Raw genomic sequence first — 202 nt, forward strand, 5'->3', positions numbered from 1 at the left:
TTCCCATACCGAACACGGAAGTTAAGCTCTTCAGCGCTGATGGTAGTAGGGGGCTTCCCCCTGTGAGAGTAAGACGTCGCTGGTCTGTAAGAAAAAGCTGTAAATCCTGTGCCACATACCAATTATTATTATTCCGCAGTAGCTCAGTGGTAGAGCAATCGGCTGTTAACCGATCGGTCGTAGGTTCGAGTCCTACCTGCGG

At 50.0% G+C, this 202-nt stretch carries 1 rRNA gene; it reads left to right on the forward strand.

The features are described from left to right. Positions 1 to 85, forward strand: a 5S ribosomal RNA gene (gene rrf, locus GD002_RS17720); the annotation flags it as partial. Between the last annotated feature and the right edge of the window lie 117 nt (positions 86 to 202).

The sequence above is a fragment of the Sporosarcina obsidiansis genome, assembly GCF_009651005.1.
In the GTDB taxonomy this organism is placed as follows: Bacteria; Bacillota; Bacilli; order Bacillales_A; family Planococcaceae; genus Sporosarcina; species Sporosarcina obsidiansis.